General features: G+C 60.3%; 26 protein-coding genes. 21 read left to right on the top strand and 5 right to left on the bottom strand.

Features of this window, described 5'->3' with window-relative positions:
• Nucleotides 1–48: 48 nt before the first annotated feature.
• The 4 genes from DENOEST_RS09215 to DENOEST_RS09200 all read right to left on the bottom strand — a co-directional run bounded on the left by DENOEST_RS09215 (nt 49) and on the right by DENOEST_RS09200 (nt 5,140).
• A complete protein-coding gene (locus DENOEST_RS09215) occupies nt 49–1,350 on the bottom strand; it encodes a hypothetical protein (protein WP_145769105.1) in 1,302 nt (433 codons plus the stop codon).
• A gap of 188 nt (nt 1,351–1,538) precedes the next feature.
• Entirely contained in the window at nt 1,539–2,483 is a 945-nt protein-coding gene (locus DENOEST_RS09210) for an HNH endonuclease (protein WP_408640034.1), read from the bottom strand.
• 607 nt (nt 2,484–3,090) lie between these two features.
• A complete protein-coding gene (locus DENOEST_RS09205; RefSeq protein WP_145769103.1) occupies nt 3,091–4,257 on the bottom strand; it encodes an IS91 family transposase in 1,167 nt (388 codons plus the stop codon).
• 7 nt (nt 4,258–4,264) lie between these two features.
• On the bottom strand, nt 4,265–5,140 hold the full coding sequence (locus DENOEST_RS09200; RefSeq protein ID WP_145769102.1) for a tyrosine-type recombinase/integrase: 876 nt from the start codon (nt 5,138–5,140) through the stop codon (nt 4,265–4,267).
• A gap of 413 nt (nt 5,141–5,553) precedes the next feature.
• Between DENOEST_RS09200 and DENOEST_RS09195 the strand changes: the two genes are divergently transcribed.
• From DENOEST_RS09195 to DENOEST_RS09115, 17 genes are all read left to right on the top strand, one after another.
• Nucleotides 5,554–5,982, top strand: coding sequence for a lytic transglycosylase domain-containing protein (locus tag DENOEST_RS09195; RefSeq protein WP_145769101.1), 429 nt, complete (start codon nt 5,554–5,556; stop codon nt 5,980–5,982).
• Nucleotides 5,970–6,599 carry an OmpA family protein gene (locus DENOEST_RS09190; protein WP_145769100.1) on the top strand — a complete coding sequence of 210 codons (630 nt, stop codon included), beginning with the start codon at nt 5,970–5,972 and terminating at the stop codon, nt 6,597–6,599. Before DENOEST_RS09195 ends, DENOEST_RS09190 begins: the two co-directional genes overlap by 13 nt.
• 1 nt (nt 6,600) lies before the next feature.
• Nucleotides 6,601–6,804 (top strand): hypothetical protein, encoded by a 204-nt coding sequence (locus DENOEST_RS09185; protein ID WP_145769099.1) that lies wholly within the window; start codon nt 6,601–6,603, stop codon nt 6,802–6,804.
• Nucleotides 6,788–7,081, top strand: coding sequence for a TraA family conjugative transfer protein (gene traA / locus DENOEST_RS09180; RefSeq protein ID WP_145769098.1), 294 nt, complete (start codon nt 6,788–6,790; stop codon nt 7,079–7,081). The genes DENOEST_RS09185 and traA overlap by 17 nt, the downstream gene beginning before the upstream one ends.
• Nucleotides 7,082–7,097: 16 nt before the next feature.
• On the top strand, nt 7,098–7,388 hold the full coding sequence (traL, locus tag DENOEST_RS09175; protein WP_170228066.1) for a type IV conjugative transfer system protein TraL: 291 nt from the start codon (nt 7,098–7,100) through the stop codon (nt 7,386–7,388).
• Between the two features lie 3 nt (nt 7,389–7,391).
• Nucleotides 7,392–7,994 (top strand): type IV conjugative transfer system protein TraE, encoded by a 603-nt coding sequence (traE, locus tag DENOEST_RS09170; protein WP_145769096.1) that lies wholly within the window; start codon nt 7,392–7,394, stop codon nt 7,992–7,994.
• Nucleotides 7,969–8,652 (top strand): TraK domain-containing protein, encoded by a 684-nt coding sequence (locus DENOEST_RS09165; RefSeq protein WP_170228065.1) that lies wholly within the window; start codon nt 7,969–7,971, stop codon nt 8,650–8,652. Before traE ends, DENOEST_RS09165 begins: the two co-directional genes overlap by 26 nt.
• Nucleotides 8,645–9,910 (top strand): TraB/VirB10 family protein, encoded by a 1,266-nt coding sequence (locus tag DENOEST_RS09160; RefSeq protein WP_145769094.1) that lies wholly within the window; start codon nt 8,645–8,647, stop codon nt 9,908–9,910. Before DENOEST_RS09165 ends, DENOEST_RS09160 begins: the two co-directional genes overlap by 8 nt.
• 3 nt (nt 9,911–9,913) lie before the next feature.
• A complete protein-coding gene (locus tag DENOEST_RS09155) occupies nt 9,914–10,642 on the top strand; it encodes a DsbC family protein (RefSeq protein WP_232096482.1) in 729 nt (242 codons plus the stop codon).
• Nucleotides 10,639–11,202 (top strand): TraV family lipoprotein, encoded by a 564-nt coding sequence (locus tag DENOEST_RS09150; protein WP_145769093.1) that lies wholly within the window; start codon nt 10,639–10,641, stop codon nt 11,200–11,202. Before DENOEST_RS09155 ends, DENOEST_RS09150 begins: the two co-directional genes overlap by 4 nt.
• Nucleotides 11,202–13,775, top strand: a complete 2,574-nt coding sequence (traC, locus tag DENOEST_RS09145; RefSeq protein ID WP_145769092.1) for a type IV secretion system protein TraC — start codon at nt 11,202–11,204, stop codon at nt 13,773–13,775. The genes DENOEST_RS09150 and traC overlap by 1 nt, the downstream gene beginning before the upstream one ends.
• Nucleotides 13,776–13,788: 13 nt before the next feature.
• On the top strand, nt 13,789–14,181 hold the full coding sequence (locus tag DENOEST_RS09140) for a hypothetical protein (RefSeq protein WP_145769091.1): 393 nt from the start codon (nt 13,789–13,791) through the stop codon (nt 14,179–14,181).
• Between the two features lie 3 nt (nt 14,182–14,184).
• Nucleotides 14,185–14,988 carry a conjugal transfer protein TraF gene (locus DENOEST_RS09135; protein ID WP_145769090.1) on the top strand — a complete coding sequence of 268 codons (804 nt, stop codon included), beginning with the start codon at nt 14,185–14,187 and terminating at the stop codon, nt 14,986–14,988.
• 98 nt (nt 14,989–15,086) lie between these two features.
• Nucleotides 15,087–16,421, top strand: coding sequence for a conjugal transfer protein TraH (locus DENOEST_RS09130; protein ID WP_183148225.1), 1,335 nt, complete (start codon nt 15,087–15,089; stop codon nt 16,419–16,421).
• A gap of 17 nt (nt 16,422–16,438) precedes the next feature.
• Nucleotides 16,439–19,261 (top strand): conjugal transfer protein TraG N-terminal domain-containing protein, encoded by a 2,823-nt coding sequence (locus tag DENOEST_RS09125; protein ID WP_145769088.1) that lies wholly within the window; start codon nt 16,439–16,441, stop codon nt 19,259–19,261.
• Nucleotides 19,262–19,431: 170 nt separating this feature from the next.
• Entirely contained in the window at nt 19,432–19,683 is a 252-nt protein-coding gene (locus DENOEST_RS20170; protein WP_145769087.1) for a helix-turn-helix domain-containing protein, read from the top strand.
• A 36-nt stretch (nt 19,684–19,719) separates the two neighbouring features.
• Nucleotides 19,720–21,708 carry a hypothetical protein gene (locus tag DENOEST_RS09115; protein WP_145769086.1) on the top strand — a complete coding sequence of 663 codons (1,989 nt, stop codon included), beginning with the start codon at nt 19,720–19,722 and terminating at the stop codon, nt 21,706–21,708.
• On the opposite strand, the gene DENOEST_RS09110 is transcribed toward DENOEST_RS09115, so the two are convergent.
• A complete protein-coding gene (locus DENOEST_RS09110; RefSeq protein WP_145769085.1) occupies nt 21,705–22,148 on the bottom strand; it encodes a heavy metal-binding domain-containing protein in 444 nt (147 codons plus the stop codon). The genes DENOEST_RS09115 and DENOEST_RS09110 overlap by 4 nt on opposite strands.
• A gap of 172 nt (nt 22,149–22,320) precedes the next feature.
• On the opposite strand from DENOEST_RS09110, the gene DENOEST_RS09105 reads away from it, so the two are divergent.
• Genes DENOEST_RS09105 through DENOEST_RS09090 form a run of 4 tightly spaced genes read left to right on the top strand, consistent with a single transcriptional unit; the run spans nt 22,321 to nt 26,033 of the window.
• Nucleotides 22,321–22,803, top strand: a complete 483-nt coding sequence (locus DENOEST_RS09105; protein ID WP_145769084.1) for a S26 family signal peptidase — start codon at nt 22,321–22,323, stop codon at nt 22,801–22,803.
• A 46-nt stretch (nt 22,804–22,849) separates the two neighbouring features.
• Entirely contained in the window at nt 22,850–23,131 is a 282-nt protein-coding gene (locus DENOEST_RS09100) for a hypothetical protein (RefSeq protein WP_145769083.1), read from the top strand.
• A 3-nt stretch (nt 23,132–23,134) separates the two neighbouring features.
• Nucleotides 23,135–25,198, top strand: coding sequence for a MobH family relaxase (gene mobH, locus DENOEST_RS09095; RefSeq protein WP_145769082.1), 2,064 nt, complete (start codon nt 23,135–23,137; stop codon nt 25,196–25,198).
• Nucleotide 25,199: 1 nt separating this feature from the next.
• Entirely contained in the window at nt 25,200–26,033 is an 834-nt protein-coding gene (locus DENOEST_RS09090) for a hypothetical protein (RefSeq protein ID WP_197970566.1), read from the top strand.
• Nucleotides 26,034–26,076 lie beyond the last annotated feature (43 nt).

Raw genomic sequence — 26,076 nt, 5'->3', positions numbered from 1 at the left:
TCTGCTAGCAGATAGGACACTGCTTGACCTCGACCAACGAACCTGCGCCTAAACGGGCATGTTCTCTTGGTCGAATAGTCCGCTGAAAGCGTCGTCCCAGTAAGGGCTTTCCCGTCTGTGGAATACGTAGGCGGAGCCAGTGCTTGTGACAACGTTTGCGCTGGGCTTGGTCATCGCCCCTCTGCTGATGAATCCGATTCCCACGATATGGTCCCGATCAGTGGTATTCGAAAGGAATTCGCTGACCCACCGGCGGAGTGACGTCGGTGCATTACCTGGGGTGTTGTCGTGTTCCGCGAGGTTCACCATGCCTTCCGGCGATATGCCGCAGAACTCCAACAGAATCATCGCCGGGCGGCTACCTGTCATTTGCTTCGCAGCGGCTCTCTTGACCGTTTTCTGAATAGCGTCGAACAGGGAATCGTCCAGCCTGCTCTGGACGATGCAAATGACGGCGCCGCCGCCCTTCAGCCCCGTAATCATGGCCTGACGATTGCGGGTGCCGGTGATCGACTCGATCAATTCTCGCGTGTTCTGACCAACGTTGTTCCAGTCGATGCCCTGAAGGAGTTGGGCATCAAAGTCGTGGATGGAAATGGTCACCAGTGGATACGCGTGGCTCTTACCGGACAAAATCGTTCTGGCCACAAGCTTGGACAACTCCTTGCGCTCGGTGTAACTGGTCGGCAGTTTGTCGGACAGCGTCATCACGATCGATAGGCCACCGTACAGCCCCCGGGTTGCAGCCATGAGATCCCGCTGCATCAGATTCCAAAATTCGAGCGCGTGCCGGGTGCTGATGCGCCGACCCTTTTCGTCCGTAATAGCCTTGCATTCGACTTCCAAGCCCGCAGGCCCAAGATTTTCAACCAGCAGATCGTAGGTATCCCCACCGGTTTCCAGTTCGGGCCACGCCAGCCGGTGGCCAAGCTTGGTGAAATGTAGCCCCGCTGTGAACTCGAACTGCAAGGCACGCATGTCCTCAGGATTCCGGAAAGCACCCTGGATTCGCCCGATTGCCCGGGTGCGGTTGGTGGCGTCCATTCTCTCCAACGTGCTCAGGCAGTGGGACGCGAACGCCAGCGCCGGATAGACCGGTGACAGGTCCATTCGGCCAACTAGCAATGCGCCATACTGCCGCTCCAGGTCGCTACAGTAATTGAGTTGGTAGGCGATTTCGTTTTCGCTGAGGTGGTGATGCCTCAGGAATTTGTTTCCCCGGATCTCTTCCTCGAGCTTTTTGACACGCTGACGCCAGTTGCTATCCCCTATGACTTGTCGGAATCGACGGAACAACTGATCGATCTCGTAGTCGTGAATCGACGTTCTGAAGGGTTTTTGGGCAAACATTCTTTGGATGATTTTTGGCGGCAATTCTACGGCTACCTATATTAGCCGCGCCTTTGGGAGACACCTTCTTAAATGGCGAGCCAAGGGCCGCTAAATGGCCGATTATCTTCCCGTCATCGCCCCTCGGCCAGCGACAGAAGGTCGACCTTTGCGGCCGTTCGAGTCCCTTCCCACTTCGTCAGCATCCATCACCGTTCATCATCAATCTCACGCCGCAATCTGGGCGTGAACTTGCCGATTGTGGTCACGGTATCGAAGTCAAACACGAAGCTCTCCACGGGCTGCGGCTTTGTCTCCTGGGCGGTCCAATTGAATGGCCGCGGATTGCCGTAGTTAAGGCGGATTTCTTGGTTCGGGCCGAGAACCAAGGACCAATCCACCTTGATGCTACCCATCTCCGTAGGCGGCAAATGGTCCTCCAAGTTGTCCGACATCAGCGCAATCTGCGCGCAGACTGAGCCTGCACAAAATAGCAGGTATAGGTGTGGGATCGGGTCTGCAGGTTCCGCTCGCTGCAGCAACACCGCGCATACAACCGGCGGCGCGTTGCCGATAGAACCGAAGGAGAGGCCGACTTCCAGCACGGGGAATTCGATCTGGTCGTCAGGCGTCTGGAGCCAGGCCAGAAGCTGTGAATATTGCGATAGAAGGTCGGTCGGCAGAAGGGACAAGCCGATCTTGGAAAGCGCCTTGTAAGCGCGCCGTGGCCGGAACTTGATGCCTTCCACCGGAAATGCAATTCTTAGGTGCCGCCCGTCCGGGGCGAATTGAACTTGATCTTGGGGGGTAACGTTGTTTGATTTGATGAAAATCTGCCTTCGACCATCAACCCTGGCGTGGCGAATTACGGACTTGCCTGCGGATCGCCCTGTCTGGGGAACCCCAGATTTACCAGCAGTTCCACCGAGAGTCAGGAACGGGCGCAGCGCGCTCGCCAAGGCGTCGTCATAGACAGAGAACCGCTGATTACAGTCGTCGCACTCGTCGTCGGAAACGACCCACCGGTTACCAAGTGCCTCTGGAAATGTGTGCGCCACGGTCCGAAACCGTCCAGGCTCGGTGCATCCGCAGAAGCGGCAGCACCCAGGCTTACCAAGGTGCTGAATTTCTTCGCCTGTGCCTGCCTGGATCATCCGCAGGATGCGGTATCGTCCATTCAAGACAGACAGTCCTTCCATTGGGTGGCCCATAATTGGATGTCAACGCTTGCACGCTGTTGTCGTTGTCGGAATTGGCCCACTGTTTCTGATGCCCCTGGGGGCTACAGTGAGGAATAGTAACGCACGGGAAGCGCATGCGTTCGGCTGCGCGTCCGCTGTCGAATGTCCGTTCAAAAACCTACAGCGGACTGATTTGGCAGGAAGCTCACTGGCAACTTCGGTTTAGGTTTGTTCGACGTCTGCCCTCCACGTGACGATGCTGGAAGACGCGCGAATGCCTGCGGGCAGACGTTGAATAAACCTCCAGGGAGGAAACCGCGGAACGCTGCTGCGCGGGTTGGGTAGAGCGCAACGAGCTATGGGTATTTGAAGGCGGCGGTGGCGGTTGTGGGCGCGGATGACCGGAACATCCGGTGGTCGGGAGCGCAGGACCCGACGCCGGTGTAGGCGATTGACTCCCAGAGGGCATGGATCTGGGAAGGCGAATTGCGTCGGCGTGGCGCCGCGCAACGACAGTCCGCTCTCGGCGCTGGGAAACCGGGAGCCGACACGGGCATGCGACGAAGCAACGAATTGGTCCTCATGGTGGAGCGCGAATGGGTTGCCGGCGCATGACGATCTCGATGACACGCATGGCGGCGCCACAGCAGCGGCAAACGAAGGTCGGCACGGTAGTCGAGGAGGCATCCTCGGCCACCGGCTGGGGCTGAGGAGCGTTGAGCAATGCGCGCGCCCTGACCAGGTTCTCCCGTCGTCCGGTATTGGCCAGCAGGCCGTAATGCCGTATGCGGTGGAAGCCGCCGGGCAGGACATGCAGCAGGAACCGGCGCATGAACTCCTCTGGCGCGAGCGTCATCGTCTTGTGACGGGTGCGCCCCTTGGCCCGGTAGTCCTTCCAGCGGAAAGTCACGCCGTCTTCGCTCATCGCCACCAGCCGCCGGTTCGAGATCGCCACCCGATGGGTGTAACGCGACAGATAGGCCAGCACCGCCTCGGGACCGGCAAACGGACGCTTGGCATAGACCACCCATTCGCAGGATCGAAGCGGCGCCAGCCACCGGCCGAAGGCACCGGCATCGGCCAGCCCAGCGTGCTCACCGAAGAACTGCAACTGGCCAGCGTGATGCAGCTTCTCCAGTTCCTCGACGACACGCCGTCGGAACAGCCGCGACAGCACGCGCACCGGCAGGAAGAAACCACGCCGACAGGCCACCCAGCGCTCTCCATCCCGGGAGAAACCGCCGCCGGGGACGATGCCATGCACGTGTGGATGATGCGTCAGCGCCGAACCCCAGGTGTGCAGCACCAGCGTGGCGCCGATCTGTGCGCCCAGATGTTTCGGATCGGCGGCGATAGTCGTCAGCGTTTCCGCCGCCACGTCGAACAACAGTCGGTAGATTGCCGCCTTGTTGGTGTAGGCAATGGCGCTGATCGGTTCGGGCAGCGTGAAAACGACGTGGTAATACTCGACCGGCAACAGGTCGGCCTGCCGGGCTTCAAGCCAACGTTGCGCGGCACGCGCCTGACACTTCGGGCAGTGCCGATTGCGACACGAGTTGTAGCTGAACTCCTCATGGTCGCAGGCATCGCAGCGCAAGGCGTGTCCTCCCAGCGCCGCGGTACGGCACTGTTCGATGGCCGACATGACCTTGAGCTGGCCGAGGCTCAAGTGTCCTGCTTGCTTCGCTCGCCACGCAGGACCGTGGGTGCGAAAGATGTCGGCGACCTCCAGGGCGGGCCGCCCCATGGCGGCACTACGCGGAGTTCAGCTTCTCCAACGGACTGACCACCTCGCGCAGAATGTCGGTGGCGACCTGGGCGTAGAGGGCGGTCGTTTCCAGCTTCTTGTGCCCGAGCAATACCTGGATCAGGCGAATGTCGACCTTCTGCTCCAGCAGGTGGGTGGCGAAGGCATGGCGCAGCGAGTGCATCGAGATGCGCTTCTCGATTCCCGCATCGTCGGCCGCTGCATGGATGGCACGATTGAGTTGCCGGGTGCTGAGGTGCCGAACTGGGTCCAGACCAGGAAACAGCCAGCCGCCGTCGAACATCTTGCCTTGGGCACGGGCAACGCGCCACCAGACGCGCAGGCGTTCGAGCAGGACGGGCGACAGCAATGCGTAGCGATCCTTCTGTCCTTTGCCTTGTTCAACCCGAACGGTCATGCGCTGGCTGTCAATGTCGCCGACCTTCAGGTGGACCACTTCGTTGACGCGCAGTCCGGTCGCGTAGGCCAGGGCCAGTGCAGTCTGGTGTTTCAGATTGCCGGCGGCGGCAATCAGCCGCTTCACCTCGTCGGGACTCAGGATCTCCGGCAGCTTGCGCGGCAGATGTACCGGTTTCATCTTGGCCATCGCCTCTGGCCGATCCAGGGTGACGCTGAAGAAGAACTTCAGCCCGCAGATTGCTGAGTTCAGCGATGCCGGCGAAACCCCGTGGTCGACAAGATACAACTGGTAGTTGCGCAGTTCCTCGACGCTGGCGGTGTCCGGAGATCGCCTGAGGTACTTGGAAAACTGTCGTACTGCACGAAGGTACTGGGACTGCGTCTTCTCGCCAAACTTGCGCATCCGCATGTCCTCGATCATGCGCTGGCGCAACGGACTGATGCTCGGCTTCTGAGTTTCCATGGCTTGCTCCTGTCAGAAATCGAGGCGGGATTGCCTCATTTCCAACATCGGCAGTTACCTGCCGTTGCAAACCTCCTACGGTCCAGAACACCCTGCTACGGTCCAGTACCACCCCTACCGCGCGAGCGGTTTAGTCCACGGGCGAGGAGTTCGCAGTGGCCGGACCGTCCAAATGACCGCTCAAGTTAGAGACCTGCCGCTGCATGATCGAACCGGCAAATTACGGCCGGCACCATCCTGTCATTGATTCGACGTGTCTTGACGTCCGCGTCGATGGCCACGGATCGACAGCCTTATGGGAAAACGCCTGATAACAGGCCAAGTCCCCCCTCATAAGTCACACGCTTGTGGCCGTCGAAAACCGCCCGTAAAGGTCACATTTCGGACGCGCAGCCACCACCTGGATTTCTACCATGGCGGCCATGTTACGTGTCCTGTTTGCGCTCCTGTGTTTGCCATTGGCATCAACGTGCCAAGCCGCCTGTTTCGATCAGGCTGCGGCGCGGTATGGCGTCTCGCCATCTCTGCTCATGGCTATCTCGCTCGTCGAGTCCGGGTCGAATCCGACCGCGCGCAATCGCAACGCCGATGGCTCGGAAGACGTCGGGCACATGCAGATCAACAGTCGATGGCTGGGCGTGTTGTCCACCTACGGAATTGGCAGAGATCAGCTACTCGATCCCTGTATCAATACCTACGTCGGCGCCTGGATTCTCGCGCAGAACATCAGTCGCCTCGGCTACAACTGGGAGGCAGTAGGCGCCTATAACGCTCGTTCACAGGCAAAGCGCGCGGCATATGCCCGTCGGGTCGCCGCCAAGGTCAAACCATGGCGATCCTGAGACTCGTCGCCATTCTGCTGCTTGCGACCTCGATCCTGCCGGGTTGCGGAAGCTTGCCGGAGGCACCACAGACCGCCGCGCCACATGAAGCCATCGCCTGGATCGAGCGCCAGTTCAAGACATGTAGCGGCAAAGATTGTCCGACGCCAACGCGCAAAACGCTGGCGCTGGTCGAACTCCCTATCGCCAAGAAAGCGTCAGCGCCTCCCATCGCCGAGCCTCTCCCGAAAGTCGCTCCCGTCGTTCGCCACGAGGAGCCGGTAACAGCAACGGTTCTATTCGAGTTTGGTAAGGGCGCTCCCTCCGCCGACGGGCAAAAGGCACTCAAGCGCCTCACGGCTATCGCCGCGAACTTCCAGCGCATCGAGATTGACGGCCGAACCGACGACATCGGCAGCAAAGCCTACAACGACCGCCTTGCCCGACGGCGGGCCGAGTTCGTCCGTTCATGGTTCCTCAAGCAAGGGATCGATGCAGAGATTGTGGTTCGTGCCGAGGGCTTGTGCTGTTACCTCGATACGGCACTCACCGAAACGGCACGCCGAAATAACCGGCGCGTCGAGGTGCGGCTTGTCAATCGGCAAGACGCGGTCAGCAACAGCAAGGGAGCGCAGTGAAGTGAAGTTACCTCATACCCGCGGCTTCATCCGTGACGTGGTCATCGCTGGCGGATTTGTCGCCATCGGCATCCTCGCCCCGGGGTCGCCCATCGAAAACGGATTCGAAGCCCATCTGGGCGGCATCTCGGTCGGACTCGGCCTGGGATGGCTCATCAAGTGTTTTGTCGATCTCAAGGGGAGCAGTGATGCAAAGCCGTCGTGAATGGATGAAGGGCGCACTGGCGCTCGTCCTGCTGACCGCCGCCACCGGCGCGCTGGCGGGAACTACCGGTACCGAATTCCAGAGTCTCTATACCTGGCTGACGGGTTTGGTTCAGGGCTACTTCGGCAAAGCCGCTGCGGTGGCCGCCATCGGTCTCGGCGCTCTGTTTTCTCTGGCGCGGCTCAATCCCATGGCCATTCTGTCCGGCATTGGCTTCGCCGTGTTCCTACAGTACGCCCCAACCATCGCGTCCGGCATCCTGACCGCGACGATCTGATCTGGGCGAGCGCTGCGTGGACGAGACCGGCTACATCCCGAAATCCCTGGAAGCGCAGGAGCGCTTCCTGTGGTGGGAATTCGATCAGGCCATCCTCTTCCTGCTGGTCATGGGGATGGGGGTGGTGTCCGGCGCCATGCTGGCGGGCATGGTTTTCGGGGGACTCATTGCCTGGCAGTACGGCCGGCTCAAGACCGGGAAGCACCCCAAGTTCGCATTGCACGCGCTCTATTGGTGGCTGCCGAGCTGGATCGTGATTCGCGCTCGCGCGACTCCGCCCTCGCATCATCGTTTCTTCCTGGGCTGAGCAATGAAGTTCAGCAAATTCACCGCCGAGCGGGACAACCAGCGCGCAGAAATCCTGTTCATGCGAATCGCCGTCGGTGGTCTCGTGCTGGCCTTGCTCGCCAACGCCGGCGCATCGCTCAGCGTGGCGGGTTCGGAGAGAACCATTCTGGTACCTCCCGAGGTGCACAAGACCTTCTGGGTCAGCGACCAGAAGGTCTCCACAGAGTACCTCCAGGAGATGGCCTACTGGTATGCCGGGCTCGCGCTCAACGTGACGCCTCATGTCGCGGAATACCAGAAGAACCTCTTCCTGAAATATGCCGCCCCCAGCGAATACGGCCGCCTCCAGGCCGAGTTCGGTGCGAGAGCAGAGTTCATCCGCAAGAACAACGCCTCGACCCAGTTTTCGCCGCAATCGGTGATGGCTGACGAGGCGGCCATGAAAGTGGCACTTACCGGCGTTCTCCTGACCTGGGTCGGGGACAAGAAAGCCTCCGAGAAGCAGGCGATCTACGTCGTCGGCTTTCGTTATCTCAATGGGAGACTCCATGTATCCGAGTTCAAGGAAACCAGCGACCAGGATCCGTTCGGTGCCGGCAATGGCACTGGCGCTGCTCCTCGGTAGCGTCTCAGCGCCGACGTTCTCCGGGCAATATCTTGAGGGCAGTCCGGATGATGGCTTGATCGCCACCGTGTCGCGCAGCGAGCCAAACCTGATCCGGGTCGAGGGCCGCAAGATTCGCCGCATCCAGGGTGTCGAGGGCGAGTTCCTCGTCACCCCGGACAAAGAGAGCGGCGCCGCCTATCTCAAGCCGAATACGGACAAGCCGATCTTCAGCGTTTTTGTGGCCGACGATGCTGGCCGCCACTGGAAGTTGATGCTCAAGGTCGCCGACGTGCCGGCCGAGACGCTGGTCATCCGCGACCGCAGCCGCCTGCGCTCCGAGGGGAAGGCATTCCTTGCCGACGACTCGCGCAATGCCGCGATCCGTCGCGTGTTGCTGGCCCTGGCGCGGGATGCAGAACCCGAAGACATGACCGCCAGAGACACGCTGGAGATCGTCCCGCTCTGGAACGAAGCCCGCTTTGTTCTTGTAAGGACACTGGAGGGCGCCTTGCGCGGAGAAAAATTCCAACTGACCAACGTGTCGTCATCCCGGATGGTGATCGACGAGCGCGAACTGTACCGGCGCGGTGTCCTGGCCGTCATGGTGGACTCGCTGGAACTGGAGCCGGGCGAGGCCACCAACGTCATGGTGGTGCTGGAGGGGCGCGATGGCTGACGCGCCCAAGAACCGGATCGCCACCGCGGTTTCCAACCTGTCGCCCAAACGTCGCCAGTATCTGATCCTGGGGCTCGGTGCGTCGGTCTTCCTGCTGCTGGTATTTGGTGGCGTGGCGATCTGGGACAAGCCGGTGCAACTTCCTCAGGGAACGCCCCAGGCCCGTCCGCAGCCCATGCCCATCAGCGCGCCCGGCGCACAAGCCGATCCGCGCGACATCTGGATGAGCAAGTCCTCGGAGCAAATGCGCCAGATGGAAGACATGATCCAGGGCTTGCGCCAGCAGGTCGACACCATCGAGAAGAAACCTCCGACCGCGAATCCCGTTCAGTTCCCGGCAATGCCCATGCCGCCGGCACCGGCGCCCATGCCTCCCGAGGCGCGCACGATGGTCCTGCCGCCGCCACCGGCTGTGAATCCGGAAGCGGAAAGCAAAGCCAGCGAACCGCCGCCGGCGCCCAGGCCACCGGGCATGGCCTCGTTCGAGGTGAGCGAGGGCAAGGTGATCGTCCCTGAAGCGGTTCGCAAAGCAGCCGAGAAAAAGGACGGCCGCAGCTATGTGCCCTCGGGTTCATTTTTCCGGGCGGCGCTCTTGGGCGGACTGGATGCGCCCACGGGCGGCCAGGCACAGAGCAATCCGCACCCTGTCCTGATGAGGGCGCAGGACAACGCCTTTCTGCCCAACCGCTACCGCTTCAAGGTCAAGGAATGTTTCGCGCTGGGGGCGAGCTACGGCGACATCAGCGCCGAGCGCGCCTACATCCGGCTCGAATCGTTTTCCTGTGTGCGTCATGACGGCAAGGCTATCGACGTTCCCGTGAAAGGTTACGTCGTGGGCGAAGACGGCAAGGCCGGTATGCGCGGCCGGCTCGTCAGCAAGCAGGGACAGGTACTGGCCAACGCCTTGCTGGCGGGGATCGGCGCCGGTATCGGCCAGGCCTTCCAGCAAAGCGCCACCACGGTGTCCACCAACCCGCTGGGTTCTATCGGCACGGTGGATCCCGGCAAGCAATTCCAGGCGGGGATCGGGACAGGCGTCGGCAAGGCGCTCGACCGTCTCTCCCAGTACTACATCACGCTCGCCGAAAAGATGTTCCCGATCATCGAAGTCGATGCCGGCCGGACGGTCGACGTGGTGTTCACCAAAGGATTTTCTCTCGATACCGACAGCGTGGGCGGCGAGTCCGACACCTACACCGACGTCTGGCGTCGGGGCCGCGAAGTCCAGAACAAATCCATCGAACCCTACAAGGAGTGACCCATGCAGTTCAATCAACCACGGTTCAAACGGCTGCCCATGCTCTTCGCATGGATGCTGTCGATGGCGGCGCAGGCCGATGACGGCGTTGGCAGCCTGGAGAAACGTCTCAAGGACATGTATCCGGCAACCCGGATCGAGCGCGTTCAAGCCTCGGAGATTCCGACTCTCTTTGAGGTGACGATGGGCAAGAACTCGGCCTATACGGATGCGACCGGGCGCTATTTCGTCTTCGGCCATCTCTACGACATGAAGACGCAGCGCGACCTGACGGCAGAGCGCATGGAAAAACAGCAGCGCATCGATTTCGCCCAGTTGCCGCTGCCCGATGCCATCAAGACGGTGCGCGGCAAGGGCGAGCGGGTGCTGGCGGTGTTCTCCGATCCAGACTGCCCTTACTGCAAGCGACTCGAAGCCGAGCTCGACAAACTGAACAACGTCACGCTCTACACCTTTCCTTATCCCCTGGAAGGTCTGCATCCCGAGGCCGTCGACAAGTCCGTTGCCGTTTGGTGCGCGCCGGATCGCGCCCGCGCCTGGGCCGATCTCATCAGAACCGGCAAGACGCCTGCGAAGCGGAAATGCGACAACCCGATCGAACGGAACATCCAGTTGGCGCAGCGATTGGGCATCCAGGGAACGCCGACCCTGCTGTCAGCCGACGGGCGCATGCTGCCGGGCGCTGCGCCCAGCGAACGCATTGAGCAATGGCTGGCTGAGAGTCGGCCATGAGGATCAGTGCCTGGATTGTGATCCCGTTGCTGCTGTCTCTGGCCGGATGCGCGGGCACGATGACGGGGCTGGATGGGCCGGGGAAGTTTGCCTGCAAGGCGCCGGACGGTATTTCCTGCGCATCGCTCTCCGGCGTCTATGCAAATGCCGTGCAGAACAATCTGCCCGGCCAGCAGCCAACGGTGGAAGCCGCCAAGAGAAAGCCGGCGGCGCCGAGTATTACGCAACAGGCGCCCAGTTCCGGTGAGCCAATTCGCAGCGCCCAAAAGGTGCGGCGCGTCTGGCTGGCGCCGTGGGAAGACGACGAGGAGGTACTGCACGACCAGTCGTACTTCTATCTTGTCGTCGATCCGGGGCGCTGGCAGGTCGAGCATTCGCAGCGCAAGGCGAGCGAAGCCTACCGACCCGTCATGCCGCCGAAAGTCTTTGCACCTGCGGTGCCTAACGCCGGCGAGCGGCCGACGCTACGGATGGAGCGAAGCAATCCGTCTTCACCGGCCAATGCAATGTTTCCGCAGCAGGGTCGTGAGAATGCGGCCACCAGCGGGGAGGGCGGCTGATGAGCTGGTCCGACGCGCTTCGCGTGGCTTTCCTGCCGGAACGGACGGCGTCAGCCGACCATTTGCCCCGGCAATTGTTGCGGGAGATTTCGCAGATGCCGCGCCTCACCGGGATTCTTCCTTACCTGGCGTGGCAAGAGGATGTCCGGCTGTTCGCCCTGGATCAGGGCGGCTTCGGTGAGCGGGAAGAACATGCCATCGGCTTTTGTATCGAGACCCTGCCTCAGACCGGCGCCAGCGACGAAATGGAAAAGGTGCTCGCCAGCCTCTTCGTCTCCTGTCCGCCAGGGACGGGTATCCAGATTTCCCTTTACGGCAGCCCCCATATCCTTCCGCTGCTGCGGGCGCAGTCCAACCTCCTTCCATCTTCTGTTGCGGTCGATGAACCGGATTGCGCGGAACGACGTCACCGGAATATCTTCCGACTCCTTGCCCGCCGCCGCATCGACTATTACCTGAAGGGCACAGGCCAGTCGATCTTCGGTCACCAGACCTATCTGCTGCGGGATTTCCGTGCGGTGATCTCGATCACCTTGCCGCTCGATCCCGAATCTCCGGCAGATGTCGATGAGGCGCTACGCATTCGGGAAAGCGTTCACGCCACGCTCAAGTCGGCCCATCTGCCGGGGCGTGATTGGGGGCCGGGCGATCTGCTGAACTTCACGGCGGATTTCTTCGACCACTCCCGCCTGTTTGCGGGCGGCGCGGCGCGTCCCATCGAATGGAACGAGGATCGGCCGCTGCGCGACCAACTCTCCCATCTGGAAATCGCGTCCCGTGTGGGGGATGGGGACGTCCGCTTCCGCAAGGCCGGCGGCGACGAATCGGTACTGCAACTGTTCTCGGTGCGACAGTATCCGCGGTACTTCCGGCTTTCCGGCATGAACTACATGATCGGCGATCCCTACCAGCTCGCCTTGTCCATGCCGTGTCCCTTCCTGATCACGATGGGCGCCGTCTCGCTCGACTACGAGTCGGCACGAACCAAGGCCCAGATGAAGGCGGCGCGGGCAACGCAGAGTGCCGGCTCCTACATGGCGCACTTCCAGCCCGACCTTCAGGAGCGCAAACGCGATTGGGACATGGTGCTCAAAACCTTCGACAGCGGCAGGACGGTGGTCGGGATGTATCACCAAATCGCACTCGTCTCGAAAGTGGAGGATGCCTCGCGCAGCGAACACGCCGTGCGTGCCGTGTGGCGGGCACGAGGCTTCGACCTCACCAAGGACTTCTATCTACAGCATCAAGCCCTGTCGGCGGCGCTACCCATGACCCTGACGCCAGGGCTTCAGGCCGATCTGCGTCAGTTCGGGAGAATCAACACCAAGACGGCGGACAACGCGGTCATGACCTCGCCGCTGATCGCCGAATGGAAGGGGACGCAAACCCCGGTGATGACGCTATTCGGCCGGCGTGGGCAGATCATCGGTTTCGATCTCTTCGACAATACCGGCGGCAATTTCAATTTCGCCGTGGCTGCACTGTCGGGGTCCGGCAAGTCCGTGTTCGTCAATGAGATGACCTATCGCTACCTTGGCGCCGGCGCCAAGGTGTGGATCATCGACGTCGGCCGCTCCTACAAGAATCTGTGCGAGTTGCTGGATGGCGAGTTCATCGAGTTCTCGGACGAGCGGCAAAACACCATCTGCCTCAATCCCTTCTCCATGATCATCGACATCAGTGCCGACATGGAAATGATTCTGCCCTTGATCGCCCAGATGGCGAGTCCGCGCGAGCCGCTCGACAACTACAGCTACACGGCACTGGGGTCGGCCATCAAGCGGGTTTGGGACGCCAAGGGACGCGCCGCCACCATCACCGACATCTATGAACTGCTCCAGACCGGTCGCCTTTCTCTGGAGGGTGAGTATGAACGCGACCTCAGCCGCCTAGCTACGGCTCTGGAGCCCTATACCCGCCACGGCGTCTATGCGAGCTACTTCGAGGGTGAGGCCAACATCCAGTTCGACAAGGATTTTGTTGTCCTTGAACTTGAGGAACTGAAATCCAAGAAGGATCTCCAGTCGGTGGTGATGCAGCTCATCATGTATCGCATCACTCAGGAAATGTACCGCGATCGGTCCCGGCGCAAGCTCGTCATCATCGACGAAAGCTGGGATCTGATGGGCTCGGGCGCCAGCGGTAGTTTCATCGAGGCCGGCTATCGTCGCGCCCGCAAATACGGCGGCGCGTTCGGCACGATCACCCAGTCCGTCGACGACTACTACAAGAACGAAGCGACCAAGGCCGCCATCAACAACGCCGACTGGCTGTTTCTGCTGCGCCAGAAACCCGAAAACATCGAGCGCTTGGGCAAGGAGGGCAAGCTGTCCCTGGATGAATGGCTGAAGCGTCAGCTCGCTTCGGTCAGTACCGAGCACGGCCATTTCTCGGAAATCTACATCCACTCGCCGATGGGGTCGGGCCTGGGACGGCTCCTGCTCGATCCCTTCTCGATGCTGGTCTATTCCACCCGTGCCGAGGACTACGAGGCCATCAAACGCCTGCGAGAAAAGGGTCTATCGGTTTCGGAAGCCATCGAATGGCTTGTCATCGAACGCGAATCACAGTGAGGCGGAAATCGTCATGAGTCTTTTGAAAACACAGTTCCTCACCGGCGTCGTTACGCTGGCGCTAGGGGCATGTATTGCGGCGTCATGGCTGCACTTCCGGCCCCTGGAGATTCCGCGATTCGCTCGCATCGATATCGGCGCCATCGTTGCCAAACAGCAGCAATCCCTGGTGCAGCGGGTCAAGCCGGGAATGGATGCAGCCGAGCAGGGCAAGCTGTTCGAAGAAGCCAAGGCATTCGGTGTGCGTCTGGATGCCGCCCTTGAACAGGTGGGCAGGGAGTGCCAGTGCGCCCTGATCAATACGGCGGCGCTGCTCAAGGCGACGTCGGCGACAGCCATTCCGGACTTGTCCGAACGGGTGGCGGACATCCTGAAGCAACCGGCTACGAGCGCACCGGCGCAATGATCGATGCGAAGTTCGCTCACGTTTGCTCTCCTGTTCGTACTTTGTCTCTTCGCCAATGCGGCGTCGGCGGACAGCGGCTTGGAGTACGACTCCATCTGGCGCTGTGACGAGAATCGCTTCAACTGGTATTGCGATATCCCACGGGATGCGGAGACGGCTGATCACGCCGTCGAAAGTCCAAAACCCAAGGCGGCTAGCGAAGAAGACGAAGCCGTCGCGGCCCTGAAGAAATTGAGAGAGGACGCGGAGAAGAAGAGGGCGCTCGCCATCGTCAAGCCGACGCCGGAGAACCTCAAGAATTACATCGTGGCGCAGGAAGCCCTGATGGACAGGGCTTCGGTGTTCTCGGACGTCTGGCGCCGCGTCATCTGGGCAAATCCGGAACTCAATTATCAGTTGCGGAATCCTTCCAACAATTCGGCCATCCAGGTGCGAGATACCCAGCGGGCACGCAAGGAAGCAGAGTCGATGGCGGGATTGGCGAGAGAGTGGGGGCTGTTCTTCTTCTTCCGGTCGGATTGCCCCTACTGCCATCGCATGGCACCGACGCTGAGGTTCCTCTCGGAGCAGTACGGGATCGCGGTGTTCCCCATCTCACTTGATGGCCGCGGATTGCCGGAGTTTCCCAACCCATCGCGAGACAACGGCATGGCCGCTTCGCTGGGCGCCAGTGTAGTACCGCTCGTGGTGCTGGGAAATATCAAGGATCGCCGGCTGCTGCCCATCGGCTCTGGCGTGCTCTCGGCCCAGGAGATCGTCGAGCGCATCTACATCCTGACTCAAACACGCCCCGGCGAACTTTATTGAGGCTGACCATGAACCGTTCATGTTTCCGGCGAACCCTGGCCGCCACGTTGATTTTCTCGACACTGGCCCGTCCGGCAGTCGCCGACGTCTCCCAGTCCATGCAGGACTGGTTCAACGACATTGGTGCCTACGGCAATGTGACCGGCCCCAACGTTTATCGCGGGCAGACGATGAATTTCTATACCGGGGGCAGTCTCTATATGCGCACCCCCGTGCGCAACTATCAGTTGGCGAGCATTTCGCCGCCGTCGTTCAGCGCCGGGTGCGGCGGGATCGATCTTTTCGCGGGATCGTTTTCGTTCATCAACAAAGAACAGTTCGTCGCGCTGCTGCGAAATATCGGCAACAACGCCATTGGCGCGGCTTTCAACATGGCCCTGTGCTCGATGTCGCCCGACCTCTGTGACCTTCTAAAGTACCTACAGGATCAGGCGTCGAAGATGAACAATCTCAACATCAATTCCTGCCAGGCAGCGGAAGGGATCGTCACTGCGGCGGGCAGCATGTTGACGGACAAGACCCAGGAGAAAGAGGGCAAGACCGCCGGCGCGAACCTCAACATGTTCGGGGATGTGTTCGAGTCCTGGGACGAGTGGAAGAAAAGCTCCACCACGGCCAAGAACATCCGCACGGCTGCCAAGAATTCCTCACAGGGATACCGGGAGCTTTTCAATCCGGGTAATGTCGTGTGGCGGTCTCTGTCCCGTGTCTCCGGTGTCACCGATGAGACCAGGGAACTGTTGATGAGCCTGACCGGCACCATCATCGTGACGCCGCCCGGCGAGAACGCCGCTGAGAAAGCCAGGTGGGCCTATCTGCCCGGCGGCAAGCTGACCTTCCGGCAGTTCGTTGGTGACGGCGGTTCGACGACCGTCAATCTGCCCGGCCTCAAGTGTGGCGTCGATACCGCGGAGTGCATGACGCCGACCTTTTCGGAAAGCGCTTTTACCGTGACGCCGTTCTCCCGGCAAGTCAGAACCCGGATCGCCGCCATGCGGGACAAGATCGTCAACCGGGACGCTACCGGGCAAAACAGTCTGGATACGGCGCTGATCGGCAATTCATCCCTTCCGGTCTGGAAGATGCTCGCGGTATCCAGCAGTATCCCTGGCGGTGACCGGATCACCGAAGACTACGCCCAGCTCATTGCCGTGGATGTCGCCTACGCCTACTTCACGAATCTCTCAAAGACACTCCGCGGTGCTCTACAGAACGAGACCGGGAAGGGCGGTCCCGATGCCGTCGCCGCTTCGGAAAAAATTCTCGTCCGACTCAACGAAGTGGAGCAGGAGGCGCGGGACATGCTGCGCGCCGAATACCAGAAGGGCATGCAGGTTGCCGAGATGAGCCGTTCGCTCCAGCTTCTGCATCAAAGCCTCAATGCCGGGATGCCGACCAACATCTTCCAGTCCATGATGGTCTTCAACCGGTAAGGTCAGGCGGAGCCGGAATGTACGAGGTCTATGCCTATTGGAACGTCGCCGAGCTGGAGGCGATGTTCAACGCCGTCGCTTCCATCATGGGCAGTGGCGACTACCTCGGGTTGCTGCGCACCATGGCGATCGTGGGAATCATCGTCGTCGTCATCGCCACCCTGACCGGAAGGGAGCGATTGGATGGCATGTGGAAGTGGCTCTTCTTCCTCGCCATCTTCCAGTCCATGCTGCTGATTCCCAAGGTGACGGTGACCATCGTCGATCGTACCGGGAATGAGCCGCCGCGTGCGGTGGCCAATGTGCCGATTGGTCTGGGTGCTTTCGCGTTCAGCATGAGTAAGGTAGGGGACTGGCTGACCGGCGCGTTCGAGACGGTATTCTCGCTTCCTGACGACGTGAAGTTCCGCAAGAACGGCACCTTGTTCGGTCACCGGGTACTCTCCGAGCGTCTTGCCGTGAAGAGCGGCAATCCCATTCTGACTGGCAACCTGCTGGAGTTCTACCGGGAGTGCGTCGCGCCGGATCTGGCCACCGGCTACATCCGCATGAAGGAAGACATCATCGCGGTGAACGACGTTTGGGCCAGCCTGAACGGGAAGACCAACCCGGCGCGACTGGTGACCCTGCGCGATACGACGGACCCGACGGTGATGACTACGGTCGGCTGCGATGTCGCCTATCAGAGCCTTACCACCCAGATTGTTGCCGAGTCGAGCCGCCAGATCACCTTACTGGGTTCTCGCCTCTACCCGAAAATGACTCAGGTGGATGCCGGGACGGCCATTGTCGGTTCCCTGGCAACCTCGACCAACTATCTCCTAGGGGTTTCGGCTTCGGCACAGGATGCGGTCAAGCAGGCCATCGTCGCCAACTTCATGATCGATGCCCAATACATGTTGCCTGCGCAGTTGGGCGATGCCGCCAGCGCCCAGACCAATCTGGCGATGGCGCAGTCGCTTCGATCCACGAGCGACTCCTACAAGCTGATGGCGCGGATCGCCGAATCCACCATGCCCAAGGTGCGCAATGCCATCGAACTGGTCCAGTACGCCATCTTTCCGGTGTTCCTGCTGTTTGTGGTGCTCAGCGGCCACCAGGCCGGCGCCATCATCAAGTCCTACGCGGCCAGTCTGTTCTGGATTCAACTCTGGGCGCCGCTCTATGCGGTGATGAACTTCATCATCACGATGTATTCGAGAAGCCAATACACGAATGGAAGCGCTGGAAGCGGCTTGTCCATCGAGCAGATGAGCTTCCTCAATACGGCTATCGTCAGCGACCAGGCGATAGCGGGCATGTTGGTCATCTCGATTCCGGCCATCGCCGCCGCCATCGTGAAAGGTGGCGAGGTCGGTCTACAGTCAGTCGCCGGTCTGGTGGCGCCGCCGCGCGACCCGGAGAAGATCGCCAGCGCCTTGGCCATGGGCAACATGCAAATGGGCAACGCTTCCCTCAACAACGTCAGCCACGACTCCATGAAGGGACTGGCGGTCGATATGAACCCGAGCCTGCGGCAGGGTATGACCAATTTCCAGGCACGCGGGGGATTCGATTACAGCCACTTTTCTGGCGGCGGCTTCGTCGTCAAACAAGCGAAAAGCGATGTCCGCGCCGACATGGCGCTCAACGATTCCCTCGGCGCCGCGGCGAAGGAGAATTACGAGCGCTCGCAGCAGGCAACACAGCAACAATCCGCGGAGTACGCCGAAAGTGCTCTGGCGGCTGTCAAACAGGAGGCGGGGTTTGAACGAAGCCACGCCAAGGGCAGCAGTGACACCACAGGATACCGCCACGGCATGGGGTCGAGCCGGAATCAGGAGGCCAACGAAACCCTGCGCCAGGTCGATCAGTGGGCCAGAAAGCTCGGCGTCAGCGAAAAGGTCGCGATGGAACTGATGGTCGGCGCCTCGATGGGCATGAGTACGCCGAAGCTCTTGGAGATTGCCGGGCTTCGGGGTGGCGTGGAGGTGTCGACCAAGATGCGCAACTCCGCCGATTCGATGCGGTCCCTGGAGGAAATGGCCCAGTTCGCCCGCGAGTCGAGCTTTGGAAAAAAGGTCGGCACCGTGCTCGATAACGGCTGGGAGCGCAATTATCGAAGCACTGATGAGGGTAAGACGGCCGGCAGCGAAGGCATGCGGGCGTCGCTGGACCACGCCCGGCAATCGCGCGACGCCTTTAGTGCGTCAATGCAGGAGACGGAAGGGCATCGGCAGATGTGGGAGCTTTCGCATAGCGGTCAGCTTGGATCGAATCTTCAGCTCCAGGATCATTTCATCAAGGATTTCCTGCTGCCCAAGCTCGAATACAACTACGAAAAGTTTCAGGGGGTCATGGGCGATCCGCACAAGCTCCGGCCATATATCGAGGAATACACCGCGCAGAACTACGACCGGATGTTGGGCGAGATGGCCGGGCAGGTGCCGGGCGCTGAGGCGATCCAGGCGCGGCACGATGCGAACCGAGCTGGCGTGCCGGGTCGCGATTCGGTCGAATCGGCGGGCGGTGACTACTTGGGGCAGGTGAAGGGGCGAGCGGGGCGTGCTGGAGTCACTCCGCAAGGCCGACCGAGCGATCAAGCCATGCATACCGCGATGCGGGAGTTTTCCAGAAACGCGGCCGAGGTCGATCATCGGAAAGAAGCGGCAGGGCAAACCCATCAAGAAAATGCAACGCCATCCAATTTCCGCAAATTGAAGCCGGTCTCACTCGTCGGTAAGGGAGCAGAGGTTGCGGAGGATGTTGTTGACGGAGTAAATCGTGTGGCAACCGGCGTGACCGGGCCGAACCCCGGCAAATACATTCAAGAGACCCTCGAAGGAAAACATGGCAAGTAGGATATGAACTTCGGCTGATCTGGCTATGCTGTTCGTCCTCAACGATGCAGTACTCCTGGTCGTAGCCCTGTGATGAATCATGAACATCTGCGTAGCATTATTGCCGTCGGCAAATATGCAGTGCCGCGTATACTTATAGCGTTTTCAACCTCGATGATAAGGAATCAGAAATGTCCAAACTCCCCGCTCCCGGTAAGAAGCAGCCGAAACCCTCCCTGGGCAATATCAAAGCCGTGCGCTTAGCGCGTGGCGAGAACCAGATGCAATTCTGGAGTCGCTTAGGTGTCACCCAGAGTGGCGGTAGCCGCTATGAAGCCGGCCGCGGCATTCCCCAGCCCACTGGCATCCTTGCCATGTTGTACCTCACCGGAGCCATCGACGACGCGGCGCTTGCAAAGGCAAAGAAAGCAGCGAAGGCTTAACCAACGCGATCCCGAATTGCAGCGTTGGAGAAGTTGGTGACCACATGGCAAGTTGAGAGTACCGGCGCACCTTCAGACCTGAGAACGCCGGCAGCATCAGAGGTTCCATTGAAGTGGGCGCATGATGCGCTGACCGGCGAACCCCGCTATATCCATGACAGCGAGGTCGTTGATCGCCAGTGCTCCTGCACCTGCCCTGCCTGCCAATTGGGGCTGACGCCCGTTATGGCGGGCCAGCCTCTCCGTGTTCGCCCCACCGCGCATTTTCGCCATCCAGCAGGCTCGCAAAAGGATGCCTGCACGCTCGTCGCTGCACGCTTGGCCGCGACACATCTCCTGTCGGAAAACGGCTTCATCGAACTGCCACGCCGTGTCATGTCGAGAACCGCAACCGGCTTTAGCGGCCAGGGCTATGAAGTCTGGGTTGAGGAACCGGCCGAGCGCAGAGCGGTCAGTGGGGCGCGGCTGCTTGACCGTGCAACCGCCGAACTCACCCTGGATGACGGTCGCAAACTCTTGGTCGACCTCACGGGCCGACGGGAGCCCACCAGCGAATTCGACGGCCAGGCTGTGGTGACGATATTCTTGTCCGACCCTGAACTCGCCAATCTAAGCCCCGCGGAAATCCGCGCCCGCTTGCGGATTCTGCCGGACATCCATTGGTGCGCCCATTGGAACGACCGTGCATTGGCGGCCAAAGGTGATGCCGCTGCGTCACAGGCGGCCTGCGACGCTCTGGATAACTGGAGTGCCGAAGACGAAGCCGACTTTCGCGCCCACCTCTCGCCGGACATCGATGAAGACATCGCGCGAAACTTGCGACGCGAGACATTGCTTCACCGGGAGGTCAAAGCTATTCTCGAACGTGAGCAACGAATCGCGACGCCCGGCCTCGATGTCACAGTCACGCGGGATCCGCCCGACGAGTTCTGCGGGGATTGGGAATCCGATACTCTGCGGATGACGTGGCTTACGGCACAGCGAACGCTAGAACTTGACGATGTGCGATTGGAAAGGCGCCTCGGTCGAATCGTTCCCGACGTCATCGGCAATCTCGGCGGACGGCAGATTTACACGGAAGGCATTACCGACACAAGGGTGAACGATGGCTTTGAGGAAGAAATTGAGGATACCTATAGCCTTTCTTGGCCGCTTACCCTGCTCGTGGAAGTCACCGTCACCCATGGCATCGACGAAGAAAAACGACAGCGTATACGCGAACTCAACCTGCCTACGCTGGAAATTGACTTGAGCCAACTCGGCGGTCGCATCACTCTGGAAAACTTGCGTGACTTGATCGTCAATCAGACGGTCGGCAAGCGCTGGGTGCATCATCCGATTTTCCCGATCAAACGGCGACAGATCAACGCAGCGCTCGACGAGCATCCTGTGACGCTCCGCTATCGTGAGCGGCTCATCGAATTGAGACGTCCCCGGTGGCTTGCCATGCCGGTGTCGCATTGGGCACGCCACTACCTCGATGCCGTGACGGCGTTTCACGACGCAAACGTGCGCATCAGGCGGGCGCAGCGGCACCACCAAGGCGACGGTCCGAAGCCCAAGTTGCTCGACACAGAAAGCGATGCCTGGGCGCAGATTGTGGAAGCAGCTGAAGCCTTGTCCGCGCATGGTCTGCCGGGCGCGGCCGATCCGATCATGCTTGACGAGGCAGGCTTGATCGCTCGCTTACTTTCTATCCAGCGCAATACGGGCGTCGGATACGACGTCAAGTCTGGATATCAGGTCCTGAACGCCATCATGCAGAGCGGGAAAGACAACAAGCGGTGGGACACGCTGTATGGCTTCGCGGTGAAGTCCTACGGCTTGGAGGCGCACTTCAGCGCAGAGCAAACTCGCAAATATGAGATCTGGCGACAAACCCTTAAAGCGAAGGTCGACGCCAATGACGAGGCTTACGTGCGGCCAGCCACTTTCGACGCCGTATTAAGCGTGCTATTTCCAGATATGGCGAAACGAATCAACAAAGGTTACGGTCGTCTACCCGACCAAGGATCGCCGCACTAGTTCGCGCTGATGACCGCGGTCCCACAATAGGCTACTCGCGATACCCGCCATTGCGATCCGGCCTGATCGTAGTGGGCGTTGATCTTCCTGATGCCGACGACGGCATTTGCGCCGATCCCCAGCGCCTTCCGAGCCAGCCTGAGCAACGCGTCCTTTTCAGCGAGGCGATACTCCCAGTCGGACGCTGCTTCTGTCGCAGAAAGCGCCTCCACGTACCCAATCGTCTTGACAATCCGACCGCCTAGCACGTCATTCGTCGTGACCAGCAATATCTGTTTTCTGATCGCATCAAGCTCGTGCTCAAGTTGCTCGATCTGCGGTTCCGTAATGGCTTTGGATTTGCGATTCCAGCGCAGCAAGGCGATGCCCGCCAGCAGTAAAGCGAACAGCGGTAATGCACCAAGCAAACTGCTTGTCTGAGTTGCGGCGGCGATGGTCATGGGTTTCTCCAGTCGGTTTTTCGTTCCAGCATCGCATAGCCCGTCAAAACTGCAACCTGGCTCGGGCGACCAGAGACGGTGATCTCGCTCATCGGCGCCGTGCGCGCGAAATGCGGCTTTGCTGAGCGCATTTCGGCAATCGTGTGGCAGCCCTCGTCGCTACAGTGCCGCCATGTTGATCCGCCTCTACGACTTGATCGGCCGCTGGTTCCCATTCGTCCTTTGGGCGATGGCAGCCCAGATGGCATTTGGCCGCGCCTATCTTGTCGGCCTGAATCTCACCGAGAGTCTTCCCGGCATCGTCTTCCTTGTCGAGCGGGGTGTCATGCCAGAACGGGGAGACCTGGTTGCCTTCAAATGGGAGGCGAACTGGCCCTATCCGCACGGAAGCATTTTTCTCAAGAGGCTGATCGGGTTACCCGGGGCAACGGTGACAACCCATGGGCGAGAGTTCTTCGTCGACGGAACATCGGTTGGCCGGGCGAAGGGAAAGGCCAGGACAGGAGAGACTCTGGAAATCGGCCCGATTGGAACCATTCCGAACGGCTTCTACTACGTTGCGGGATCCCACCCCGATAGCCTGGATTCGCGCTACCAGATCACCGGCTGGATCGCGCGAGAACGGATCATCGGGAAAGCGCACCGGATCTTTTGACATGGGGTTTATGGGGTTTGTCGGGGTGCGGTCTGGATCTTCCTCGTTGGAAGTCAGGCAAAGAACGCAGCGGCTCTGGATTGCCGTGCTTCAGCAGGCGGTCGAAGATGCCAAGGGCAATGTCAGGTCGATGGATGGGGCGGAGCGAAAACCTGGAAGCATGCAGCGGGAAGCGCTGACGTGGATCTTCCATGGGATTCCGATGCTCCCCAATTCTTTCGACTCGATCTGCGGGATTCTGGAGATCGATCCAGATTGGGCGCGCCAGCGTCTTCGTCTCTTGCCCGGTGTCCGTCGAGGATTGGACGCCGGCGAACTTGGGGGTTGAGGCTTGTTCGGGTTCATCAGGAAGGCAATTCGTGTTGGCGACAAAGTGGAAGACGAGCCGGCGGCGATGTCGCCCCAGAACTCGCCGCTATTGCGCCAGGATGAGGAGGAGATTCCTCGCTATCCACCCTTCATGAAGGGTCTGCCCGCGACGCCTCCGCAGAAACTCATCGAGACGCAGCGGGATTTGATCGGTCAGATTCGGGAAGCGGGGCTCGCGTCACCGGACATCTTCGAGCAGTTCTACCTGGCGTCGCTACGCCGGTTTGCGTCGTATGCGCATCTGTTGCCGGCAAGCCAAACCCATCATCATCGCGGGGCAGGGGGGCTGTTGCGCCATGCCGCCGAGGTCGCCCTTTGGTCGCTCCAATCCGGAGACCGGGTACTCCTGCCGGGCGAGCAGGCACCCCGCCGTCGTCGCGAGCTCGAACCGCGCTGGCACTTCGCAGTGTTTCTGGCGGCGCTGTGCCACGACGTGGGCAAGCCGGTCACCGATCTTGCGGTCACCAGCCGGGACGGGGAGAAGGTCTGGAATCCCTTCGTGGAAGACCTCTACTCATGGGCCAATAGGTCCGAGGTGGATCGCTACTTTCTGCACTGGCGCGAGAATCGTGCAAAGAAGCATACGGCCATCTCTTCCCTGATTGCGGAACGGATCATCAGCCCCAAAGGGCTGGCCTGGATCGCGGAGGGTGATACCGAACTCGTGCTCTGGATGATGGAAAGCATCAACGGTAATCCCTGCGCCGAGAACCTGATCCACGATCTGGTCATTCGATCCGACCAGGTCAGCGTTGAGCGCGATCTGCGCAGCCTTGGCGTTGCCTTTACCGGCTATGAACTGGGTCTCCCCGTCGAGAGATTTCTCGTGGACATCATGCGCAGGCTGGTGCGGGAGGGTACCTGGGGAATCAATGAACCTGGTTCCCGTCTCTGGCATATCGATGGGCACCTCTATCTCGTCTGGCCTGCCGGCGGCGAAGAAATGTCCGCCATCATCAACCAGGAAAAAATTCCCGGTCTGCCGAGAACCCCGAACAGCATTCTGGACATGCTCGTCGATCGGAAGCTGGCGAATGTCCGTGAGGACCAAGTCGACGGGAATCGTTACTGGACAATTGCTCCTGCCATTCTGGCCGAGAAGATACCCAATATCAGACTGACGGCGATCAGGTTGCGGGATGTGAGTCTGGTGGTCGACCCGCCACCGCCGTCCGTTCCGGGGACGATACTTGGGCAGGCTGCGCCGGCAATAGCGGTGCCTGATGTCCCGTTGCAAATACCTCACGCCGCGGTTGAGCCCGCGTCGCCCAAGGCTGTCGCACCGATCGAGAAGCAGGTGGCGCCGGTATCTGATCCACCCGCCCCGGTCGTGGATCGATTGGACGGTCCGGTCGGAGAGATGCTGAAGGCGTTGTCCGAGGATATTCGCTCCGGCGAAAAATCCATCCTGGCCCTGGCGCACATTGACGCTTCTGGCGCACTCTGCTTCAAGTGGCCGGATGCATTCGCCGGCTATGGGCTGGAGGGCAAGGCGATACTCGAAGGTCTGTCGCGCAAGAATTGGCTGGTAATCGATCCGCTCTCGCCATTTCGCAAGATTGCCGAGATCGAAGTGGAAGGCGGTCAGAAATGGAAGGTCGTCCGACTCCAGCCTATCGTCAGGCAGCTTATGGCTTTACAGCAGCCTCAGCCTGAGTCGCCGTCTCTGCCGTCCTCATCCGGCCCGGCTAATTCGGCGACGACAAGTCAAAAGGGGGGCAGTGAGGTAGCAGATGACGCGCGACTTGAGTTGATACAAAGAATTGTCGCCACCCTGCGGGAAGGAGTTAAGGAGGGCATCCTGACGCCGGAAGTGGACGGTGCGTTCGTCTGGATTCAATCCCGGAAGGCCGAACCCTATTTGACGGAACGGCTCCAGGTGGAACGAGTGAAAATCATGCGACTTGGCACCGCCGTTCCCGATGTCTTCTTGTGCCAAACGAGGAAGAAATCGCATTACTATCGAATACCCTCAACACCCCAATCCGACCGATCCCAGCATGATGTCACCGGCCCAACGAAATGAAGTGGATCGCTATCTCCTCAGCGGAGATTCCGATGTCTGGTCTGCTGTTTGGCCCGGCAGTTCGTTTGTCGAGCGGGAAAAGCAGGGGCATGCCGCCTTACGTGGCGCACTCATCGCAGCAGTTCTTGAGCGGACCCGTCATGTGGAGGCATCGACCCTCCTCGAAGGCATCGACCTGCCCACGTTCGCCCGTACGAAATTGTCCCCGCTGGTTTGCGGCCTGTTTCCCTCCACCGAGCGAGAGGTCGTCCTCGGCGTGATGGAATCCTCCATCGTCTTTCTGACACCGGCGACGATAGCTGCGGTTCTCGAAAGCACGCCTTGGCACATGACAGCGTGGAACCTTGCCAACCTCTACCTTGCAAGCGTTGATGCGGAGCTTCTATCCGACGATGCTCCCCAGATTCTGGGGCTGAGCGAGGAGACAACCTGCTACCTGTCCGTGGAGTACTTCCGTACCGGCAATCGTTTCGACGATTATGTGGTCCACGAGGCGGCGCACATTTTTCACAACTGCAAGCGTGCGACCGTCGGGCTCCCCGAAGCACGCCATCGGGACTGGTTGCTCGACATCGATTTTACAAAGCGAGAAACCTTCGCCTATGCCTGCGAAGCCTATAGCCGTATTCTTGAACTCGGCGCCACTCGCCAGGCGCGGAGCAGCCTTCTGGACGAACTTGAGCAAGAAGGCATGCCACCGGATGAGCGTGTCGAGGAGGGCGAATACGTCGATATTCTGCGCGAGGCGATCGCGGCCAGAAATGGCTGGAAGCATATTCGTGAGCGGTGTTCTCCTGTCAAGCGAACTCGGCGGCACACGACGATACAGGCTTGATTAGTTCGGTCAGCCACCGAAGATTCAGTTTGATCTTTATCGA

The organism is Denitratisoma oestradiolicum, from assembly GCF_902813185.1.
GTDB classification, from domain to species: Bacteria; Pseudomonadota; Gammaproteobacteria; order Burkholderiales; family Rhodocyclaceae; genus Denitratisoma; species Denitratisoma oestradiolicum.
This window is presented reverse-complemented; position numbering and strand designations above follow the sequence as displayed.

Coding starts and splice junctions, on each gene's coding strand:
- DENOEST_RS09165 (WP_170228065.1), top strand. CDS start 7,969: ATGGCACTGGCGCTGCTCCTCGGTAGCGTCTCAGCGCCGACGTTCTCC.
- DENOEST_RS09200 (WP_145769102.1), bottom strand. CDS start 5,140: ATGGAAACTCAGAAGCCGAGCATCAGTCCGTTGCGCCAGCGCATGATC.
- DENOEST_RS09150 (WP_145769093.1), top strand. CDS start 10,639: ATGAGGATCAGTGCCTGGATTGTGATCCCGTTGCTGCTGTCTCTGGCC.
- DENOEST_RS09195 (WP_145769101.1), top strand. CDS start 5,554: ATGGCGGCCATGTTACGTGTCCTGTTTGCGCTCCTGTGTTTGCCATTG.
- DENOEST_RS09140 (WP_145769091.1), top strand. CDS start 13,789: ATGAGTCTTTTGAAAACACAGTTCCTCACCGGCGTCGTTACGCTGGCG.
- DENOEST_RS09205 (WP_145769103.1), bottom strand. CDS start 4,257: ATGGGGCGGCCCGCCCTGGAGGTCGCCGACATCTTTCGCACCCACGGT.
- DENOEST_RS09155 (WP_232096482.1), top strand. CDS start 9,914: ATGCAGTTCAATCAACCACGGTTCAAACGGCTGCCCATGCTCTTCGCA.
- traE (WP_145769096.1), top strand. CDS start 7,392: ATGAAGTTCAGCAAATTCACCGCCGAGCGGGACAACCAGCGCGCAGAA.
- DENOEST_RS09135 (WP_145769090.1), top strand. CDS start 14,185: ATGCGAAGTTCGCTCACGTTTGCTCTCCTGTTCGTACTTTGTCTCTTC.
- DENOEST_RS09160 (WP_145769094.1), top strand. CDS start 8,645: ATGGCTGACGCGCCCAAGAACCGGATCGCCACCGCGGTTTCCAACCTG.
- DENOEST_RS09210 (WP_408640034.1), bottom strand. CDS start 2,483: ATGATCCAGGCAGGCACAGGCGAAGAAATTCAGCACCTTGGTAAGCCT.
- DENOEST_RS09130 (WP_183148225.1), top strand. CDS start 15,087: ATGCAGGACTGGTTCAACGACATTGGTGCCTACGGCAATGTGACCGGC.
- DENOEST_RS09190 (WP_145769100.1), top strand. CDS start 5,970: ATGGCGATCCTGAGACTCGTCGCCATTCTGCTGCTTGCGACCTCGATC.
- traC (WP_145769092.1), top strand. CDS start 11,202: ATGAGCTGGTCCGACGCGCTTCGCGTGGCTTTCCTGCCGGAACGGACG.
- DENOEST_RS09215 (WP_145769105.1), bottom strand. CDS start 1,350: ATGTTTGCCCAAAAACCCTTCAGAACGTCGATTCACGACTACGAGATC.
- traA (WP_145769098.1), top strand. CDS start 6,788: ATGCAAAGCCGTCGTGAATGGATGAAGGGCGCACTGGCGCTCGTCCTG.
- DENOEST_RS09110 (WP_145769085.1), bottom strand. CDS start 22,148: ATGACCATCGCCGCCGCAACTCAGACAAGCAGTTTGCTTGGTGCATTA.
- DENOEST_RS09105 (WP_145769084.1), top strand. CDS start 22,321: ATGTTGATCCGCCTCTACGACTTGATCGGCCGCTGGTTCCCATTCGTC.
- DENOEST_RS09125 (WP_145769088.1), top strand. CDS start 16,439: ATGTACGAGGTCTATGCCTATTGGAACGTCGCCGAGCTGGAGGCGATG.
- DENOEST_RS20170 (WP_145769087.1), top strand. CDS start 19,432: ATGTCCAAACTCCCCGCTCCCGGTAAGAAGCAGCCGAAACCCTCCCTG.